A 6,908-nucleotide genomic window follows, 5' to 3' on the forward strand; every position below is an offset into this window, starting at 1 on the left:
CCCCAAACACATCGGTAGCGGTAAAGTCCGATGTCATCGAAGAATACCGATCAATTGCGAGACACGCTATCATCGCCGCATGGCGATGAATAGAGGGGGCGCGGCCACCGAACCGCGCGCCGAACTGGGTGCCGCGGCGGCACTCTTCCGCGGTCTGGCGGATCCCACACGACTGGCGATCATGCGGCGACTGGCCGTCGGCCAGGCCCGAGTCGTGGACCTGAGCACCGAGCTGCACCTGGCGCAGTCGACTGTCTCCTCGCACCTCGCGTGCCTGCGCGAGTGCGGCTTGACCGACTCGCGCCCCGAGGGACGCTCGTCGTGGTACTTCCTGGCCCGCCCCGAACTGATGGACCTGCTGGCCGCCGCCGAAGGACTGCTGGCCGCGACTGGCGAGTCCGTCGAGCTGTGCCCGAACTACGGCCGCGCCGCGGCCGGCAACGAGAGCGAAGGACTGCGCAATGGGTGACGCTTGCGGATGCAGCGGCGACGAGCCGCGCACCAGTGACGACGCCGAGGAGTCGGCACCGGAAAAGATCTGGCAGGTCAGCGAGCTGCAGTGGGCGGCGGTCGCCGGAGTGTTCCTGCTGGCCGGCTTCGTCACCGGCCTGGCCGACGGCCCGGAAACGGTCGAACTCGTCCTGAACGCACTAGCACTGGCCGCGGGCGCCTGGACGTTCGTGCCCGGCACCCTGCGCCGCCTGGCCAAGGGCAAGATCGGCGTCGGCACGCTGATGACCATCGCCGCCGTCGGAGCCGTCGTCCTGGGCCAGGTCGAGGAAGCGGCCATGCTTGGCTTCCTCTACTCCATCAGCGAGGGTCTGGAGGAGTACTCTCTGGCCCGCACCCGCCGCGGCCTGCGCGCCCTGCTGGACCTGGTGCCCAGCGAGGCCACCGTGCTGCGCGAGGGGGCCCAGGTCACCGTCGACCCGGCCACCTTGAAGATCGGCGATGTGCTCCTGGTCAAGCCCGGTGAGCGCGTGGCCACCGACGGCACCATCCGCTCCGGCCGCAGCGCACTCGACGTCTCCGCGCTGACCGGCGAGTCCGTCCCCGTCGAGGCGGGCGAGGGCGGCGCGGTGTACGCGGGGTCGATCAACGGCACCGGCGTGCTGGAGGTCGAGGTCACCGCCGCCGCCGCGGACAACTCCCTGGCCCGCATCGTGAAGATCGTCGAGGCCGAGCAGTCCCGCAAGGGCCAGGCTCAGCGCCTCGCCGACAAGATCGCCAAGCCGCTGGTGCCCGGCATCATGATCCTCGCCGCGATCATCGCCGTCACCGGCAGCATCCTCGGCGACCCGCAGACCTGGATCGAACGGGCCCTAGTCGTCCTGGTCGCCGCCTCCCCGTGCGCGCTCGCGATCTCCGTCCCTGTCACCGTGGTCGCCTCCATCGGCGCCGCCAGCCGCCTGGGCGTCCTCGTCAAGGGCGGCGCCGCCCTCGAAGCTCTCGGCCGCATCCGCGCCGTCGCGCTTGACAAGACCGGCACCCTGACCCGCAACGAGCCCACCGTCATCCGCACCGTCTCCGCCGACGGCCGCAGCGAGAAGCGGGTCCTTGAGATCGCTGCCGCGCTGGAGGCCCGCAGTGAACACCCCCTGGCCCGCGCGATCCTGGCCGCCGCCCCCGAACACCCGCAGGCGGACGGGGTGGAGGCGGTCACCGGCGCCGGACTGACCGGCACCGTCGACGGCCGCCCCGCCCGCCTGGGACGGCCTGGCTGGATCGAGCCCGGCAGCTTCGATGAGGACGTCACCGCCCTGCAGAACATGGGCGCCACCGCCGTCCTCGTCGAGTACGACGGACACCTCATCGGTGCCATCGGCGTACGCGACGAACTGCGCCCGGAGGCCGCCGAGGTCGTCGCCCGCCTCCACGGCTCCGGCTACACCGTGGCCATGCTCACCGGCGACAACCAGCGCACCGCCACCGCCCTGGCCGCCCAGGCCGGCATCACCGAGGTCCACGCCGACCTGCGCCCCGAGGACAAGGCCACCCTCATCCGTGCCCTGCGTGAGCAGCGTCCAGTCGCCATGGTCGGCGACGGCATCAACGACGCACCCGCCCTGGCCAGCGCCGACACCGGCATCGCCATGGGCGCCATGGGCACCGACGTCGCCATCGAAACCGCGGACATCGCACTGATGGGCGAGGACCTGCGCCACCTGCCCCAGGCCCTCGACCACGCCCGCCGCTCCCGCGCGATCATGCTGCAGAACGTCGGGATGTCCCTCGGCCTGATCACCCTGCTCATCCCGCTGTCCGCCTTCGGCGTCATGGGCCTGGCCGCCGTCGTCGCCGTCCACGAGCTCTTCGAGATCGTCGTCATCGGCAACGGCGTCCGCGCCGGACGCACCCGCCCCCTTCCCCCCGCACCAGTACCCGTCGCGGCAGAGCAGCCCGTCCCGGCGACGGCAGGAGTCTGAACCATGCCCGAGCACACCCCCCGCGGGTCCTCGGCAGCCAGGCGGCGCACGGCCCTCGCGGCCGGCGCCGCCGCCCTGGCCGGACTCGACCTCGCCCTGAAAACCTGGGCCAAGGACAGCCTCGCCGACGCGCCGATCGGTCCCGGCTTCGCCCAACTGCGCCTGGCCTACAACCCCGGCGTCGCCTTCTCCATGGGCGACACCCTGCCCTCCTGGGTGGTGATCGCTCTCACCGCCCTGATCACCGCCGGTGTGGGCGTGTTCGCCTGGCGCACGGCCCCGACGTCGAAGGCCACCGCCGCGGCGCTCGCCGCCATCCTCGCCGGCGCCGCTGCCAACCTGATCGACCGCACGGCCGACGGAGTCGTCACCGACTACCTGCACACCGGCTGGTGGCCCACCTTCAACCTCGCCGACGTCTTCATCGTCTGCGGAGGAATCGCCGTAGCCGCCCTGTCCTGGCTCCGCACCGACCAGAACGAGCACGCGAACGCGAACGCACCTGCCACCACCACCTGACGACGGCAGCGGGGAACGCTGTGGCTGACCTCGTGCTCCTTCTGTTCGCGGCGTTCCTGCTGCCGGCCGGCTCCCTCGCACGCTCATCCAGTAGCGCCGCACCGGGGACACCGGCGTTCGTCGGGCCCGGCCCAGCGGCAGGTCCGCGCCACCTTGATCCGCAGCAGCCTGTCGCCGAGCTTGCGCCGCCCGGAGCCCTTGCCGGCGCAGGCGGACCGGAAGACGAAGTCGGGCTGTGCTCCACGCCGGACGGCAGGCACGCCGGACGGCAGGGGCAGCGCAGAGGGCGTGCGCCGCACATACGGTCCGTTCGCGGTGTCAACGATTTCAATCGGCCCCTCCTGGGCGGGGCGCGCGGTTGCGGGCGCGCACATCATGAAGGGTGCTGCGCGTGGAGCCAACGGTCGAGGTGCGCGTGCAGCCCTTCCAGGTGCGTGCCGCGAGCGACGTAGGCGAGGTACCCGTCAGGGCGTACGAGCCCGTGGGCCACCGTCGGCCACGGACTCTCCTTGCCGAGCCGGTGCACGCTGACCAGGTCATGCCGTCCACTCAGGACCGAGACGAGTTGTTCATCGGTCCAGAGCGCAGGCGGCCCGGACAGGAGCAGGTGCCAGCCCGGACCGGCGGTCCGTGCCTGGAGTCCGCGGGGCAGGTCGGGCAGCCGGTCGCCCGCACGCGGACCGTTCCTCCCCGGCCGCCGACCGGCGGTGGTGGCAGGGCTGCGCCGGTAGTGGATGCCCAGCTCCGACACCGTGCGGAAGACGAGCCCGCGCGGGCCGCTCGCGCGCAGCGCCAACGGGGCCAGGCGCGGAGCGAGTCGGGTGCGGGCGAAGCGGATGACGGGGTTGTTGCTGGTGCCGATGGTGAAGGCACGGTCGGTGAAGCGCAGCACACTGCGGCCGACCGGGGCGCGCTCGGCCTCGTACGTGTCCAGCAGTTCATCCGGCGCCCTGTCTCGGCACACGAGGGCGAGCTTCCAGCCCAGGTTGAGGGCGTCTTGGATGCCCGTGTTCATGCCCTGGGCGCCGGCCGGGCTGTGGATGTGGGCAGCATCCCCGGCGAGGAAGAAGGGCCCGGAGCGATAGTGGGCGGCGCCGCGGTTGTGGAGCCGGAAGTCGGTCATCCACACTGGGTCCCGCAACACGAGCCGGTCACCCGTGTACTCGTCGACGATCCCCTGCAGGAGCCGCAGCCCGACCCCGGCGGCCGGGGCACCCGGCGACCGCATGGCGAGCATCCGCCAGGTGGCGGGCGAGCCGAGTGGGAAGAAGAGCAGCATCCCGGCCCCGGTCATGTACGTGTGCACGGCGTCCGGCTCCAGCCGACCGGCGGTTTCGTGGCGCGCACGCACTGTGGCGGAGAGCCTGCGCGGGCGTGCGACTGGCGGCGTAGGGTGGGCCTGCGCTCAGGGCGCGTCCGGTCCGCGGGAAGGGCAAAGCCCACCTGATGTTCATCGAAGGACCCGGCCCGACCTCTTTTCCGGCCTGATCATGCGGACACCAGGCGCAGACGGAAGGGAGGCCCCTGTGCCCATCCATTGCCTGCCCGACAACCCCAGCATCGAACGGCTCCGCAAGCAGGCCAAGACACTGCTTCAGTGTGTGAAGGCGGGATGGCCCGAGGCGCTCAAGCTGGTCACCGAATTCCATCCCCGTGCGCCGCAGACGCTCAAACTGTCCGACGCGCAGCTCGTCACCGCCCGCATGTACGGCTTCGTGAGCTGGCCCAGGCTGAAGGAACACATCGGCACCGTCGAGCGGTATTCCCGCTCGCCGCACCGGGTCGAGGTGATAGACGATCCTTCGGAGGAGTTCCTGCGGCTCGCCTGCCTCACCTACGGCGCGGACACCCCGGGCCGGACCCGGGAGGCCGATCTGCTGCTGGGCCGACACCCGGAGCTGGCCGGCACGAACGTCTTCACCATGGCGGCCACCGGCTCGGCCGACGCGCTGGCACAGGCGCTGGCCCGGAACCCACGCCTCGCCCGCACCCAGGGCGGCCCCTTCCGGTGGGAGCCACTGCTGTACCTGGCCTACGCGCGCCTTGAGGCTCCCGGCCGGTCCGTTGAGGCGGCCCGGCTCCTCCTCACACACGGCGCCGATCCGAACGCCGGATACCTGTGGGACGGGCTGACCTCGCCGTTCACCGCGCTCACCGGCGCCTTCGGCGGCGGCGAGGACGACCAGCCACCACATCCGCAGAGCCTGGCGCTGGCCAGGCTGCTGCTGGAGGCCGGGGCGGACCCCAACGACAGCCAGACCCTGTACAACCGCGGGCTCGGCGGCTCGTTCTCGGACGACACCACCCACCTTGAGCTGCTGCTGGAGTTCGGCCTGGGCCGCGGCGAGGGCGGGCCGTGGCAGGCCCTGTTGGGCGCGACGCTGCAGTCCCCGCAGCAGATGCTGCGCGACGAGCTGGCCACCGCCGCGCTGCGGGGCGGCCCGCGGCGGACCCGGCTGCTCCTCGCCCACGGCGCCGAAGTGGACGGCCTCGGCGGGCATCCGGCGCACGGCGGACGCACACCCTACGAGCTCGCCCTGCGCGGACACACCGAGGTCGCGGAGATCCTCGCCGCAGCGGGCGCCTCGGCGGTATTGAATGAGATGGACGCGTTCACCGCCGCCTGTATGCGCGGTGACGCTGACGCGGTGGCCGGATTCGGCCCGGAGCTGAGGGCGCGAGCCCTTGACCGGTCCCCGGAGCTGATCAACAGTGCGGCCGAGCAGCGAAAGCCTGCGGCGGTGCGGCTGCTCGCCGGGCTCGGCTTCGACGTGAACCACCTGCGCCGCAGCACCCCGCTGCACGAAGCGGCCTGGAACGACGACGTGGCCACGGCCAGGACGCTGATCGAACTCGGAGCCGACCCCACGATCAAGGACACCGAGCACGACTCGACCCCGCTCGGCTGGGCCGAGCACGGCGGCAAGCACCGCGTGGCGGCTTACCTGCGGGGCCTCGGGGCGTAGGACATCGCAAGGTCCCAAGGTCCTGGCCAATACTGGCCAGGCCGACCAGCGAGCAGCCCGGGGTGACCGTGTTGTCGGCGGCCCGTGCCGTGCTCGACGGCCGGCCACAGGCAGCCGCAGGGGAAGTGTGTGCGATGTCAACTCGCGTGCGACGGAGGAATCGTGGCTGACGACCGTGACGCTGCTGCTTCCGACGATGCTTCTGCGACGGGTGCCCCGGGAGGTCCTGTTGATCCGCGCGTCGGCCCGCAGCCCGTCGATGAGGTCGACCGTCCCGCGGTCTTCACCTTGATGGCGCCGGGCTGGCGTCCGCCGCTACGGCTGGTGACCCAGACATACGGGATCTGCTTCACGCCCGGCGGGCAGGTCGTGCTGGTGGTCCTCGGCGACGGGTTCGTCAATCTCCCCGGCGGCCAGGTCGAGCTTGGCGAAGATCCCGCCGAAACCCTTGTCCGCGAGGTACTGAGGAGGCGGGTGCCAGGGTGACCAGCTGTCGTTACCTCGCCTGCCAGCACGTGTGGGATCCCCAGGCACCGGCCGGGCCGACGAGCCATTACCAGAGCCGCTGGTGGGCGCGGGTCGAGCTCGGGCCGTGGCGGCCGGAGCACGAGACGGTAGCGCGGCGCCTGGTTCCGCCCGATCGTGCCGTCGATCTCCTCTCCTGGCGTCGCAAGGAGATCGCAGGCTGCCTGATGGAACAGGCGCTCACCGCCGAACGCCGCGTGCGAAGCCGGCGCTGACTGGGCCCCTGTGCGCGCGGGTCGTACCACCGCGCATCACTTGGACCACCAAACCCCCCGAGGGGAAGCCACAGTCACGGTGAACCAGATCACCGTTCACCAAAGTCCGCCCCGGTCCAATCACAACAACTGAGACCAAAACTGCAACCACGCACGACGAAGGGCCCCACCGCGAACGGCGGGGCCCTTCGACATCGTGCCCGGTGAGGCACTGGCGGAGGATACGAGATTCGAACTCGTGAGGGGTTGCCCCCAAC

Annotated in this window: 7 protein-coding genes; 6 read left to right on the forward strand and 1 reads right to left on the reverse strand. The window is 71.5% G+C overall.

All coding sequences use genetic code 11. From position 1 onward, the window contains the following. Positions 1-85: 85 nt before the first annotated feature. From O3Q52_RS04110 to O3Q52_RS04120, 3 genes are read left to right on the forward strand one after another with little or no spacing between them, the layout of a single operon-like run. Positions 86-469 (forward strand): ArsR/SmtB family transcription factor, encoded by a 384-nt coding sequence (locus O3Q52_RS04110; RefSeq protein ID WP_369124161.1) that lies wholly within the window; start codon positions 86-88, stop codon positions 467-469. Further along, on the forward strand, positions 462-2,426 hold the full coding sequence (locus tag O3Q52_RS04115) for a cation-translocating P-type ATPase (RefSeq protein WP_269647393.1): 1,965 nt from the start codon (positions 462-464) through the stop codon (positions 2,424-2,426). Before O3Q52_RS04110 ends, O3Q52_RS04115 begins: the two co-directional genes overlap by 8 nt. Before the next feature lie 3 nt (positions 2,427-2,429). Further along, complete coding sequence (locus tag O3Q52_RS04120) at positions 2,430-2,945, forward strand: signal peptidase II (RefSeq protein WP_269647394.1); 516 nt, start codon at positions 2,430-2,432, stop codon at positions 2,943-2,945. 373 nt (positions 2,946-3,318) lie between these two features. Here O3Q52_RS04120 and O3Q52_RS04125 read toward each other — a convergent pair whose 3' ends face one another. Next, the gene (locus O3Q52_RS04125) at positions 3,319-4,251 is read right to left on the reverse strand and encodes an FAD-dependent monooxygenase (protein WP_269647395.1); all 933 of its coding nucleotides are present in this window, start codon (positions 4,249-4,251) and stop codon (positions 3,319-3,321) included. Positions 4,252-4,471: 220 nt separating this feature from the next. Here O3Q52_RS04125 and O3Q52_RS04130 point away from each other — a divergent pair, with 220 nt between their 5' ends. The 3 genes from O3Q52_RS04130 (at position 4,472) to O3Q52_RS04140 (ending at position 6,651) form a co-directional block, all read left to right on the forward strand. After that, on the forward strand, positions 4,472-5,911 hold the full coding sequence (locus tag O3Q52_RS04130) for an ankyrin repeat domain-containing protein (RefSeq protein ID WP_269647396.1): 1,440 nt from the start codon (positions 4,472-4,474) through the stop codon (positions 5,909-5,911). Positions 5,912-6,073: 162 nt separating this feature from the next. After that, positions 6,074-6,397, forward strand: a complete 324-nt coding sequence (locus O3Q52_RS04135) for an NUDIX hydrolase (protein ID WP_269647397.1) — start codon at positions 6,074-6,076, stop codon at positions 6,395-6,397. Further along, positions 6,394-6,651 carry a hypothetical protein gene (locus O3Q52_RS04140; RefSeq protein WP_269647398.1) on the forward strand — a complete coding sequence of 86 codons (258 nt, stop codon included), beginning with the start codon at positions 6,394-6,396 and terminating at the stop codon, positions 6,649-6,651. The genes O3Q52_RS04135 and O3Q52_RS04140 overlap by 4 nt, the downstream gene beginning before the upstream one ends. Positions 6,652-6,908 lie beyond the last annotated feature (257 nt).

The sequence above is a fragment of the Streptomyces sp. ActVer genome (genome assembly GCF_027270795.1).
In the GTDB taxonomy this organism is placed as follows: Bacteria; Actinomycetota; Actinomycetes; order Streptomycetales; family Streptomycetaceae; genus Streptomyces; species Streptomyces umbrinus_A.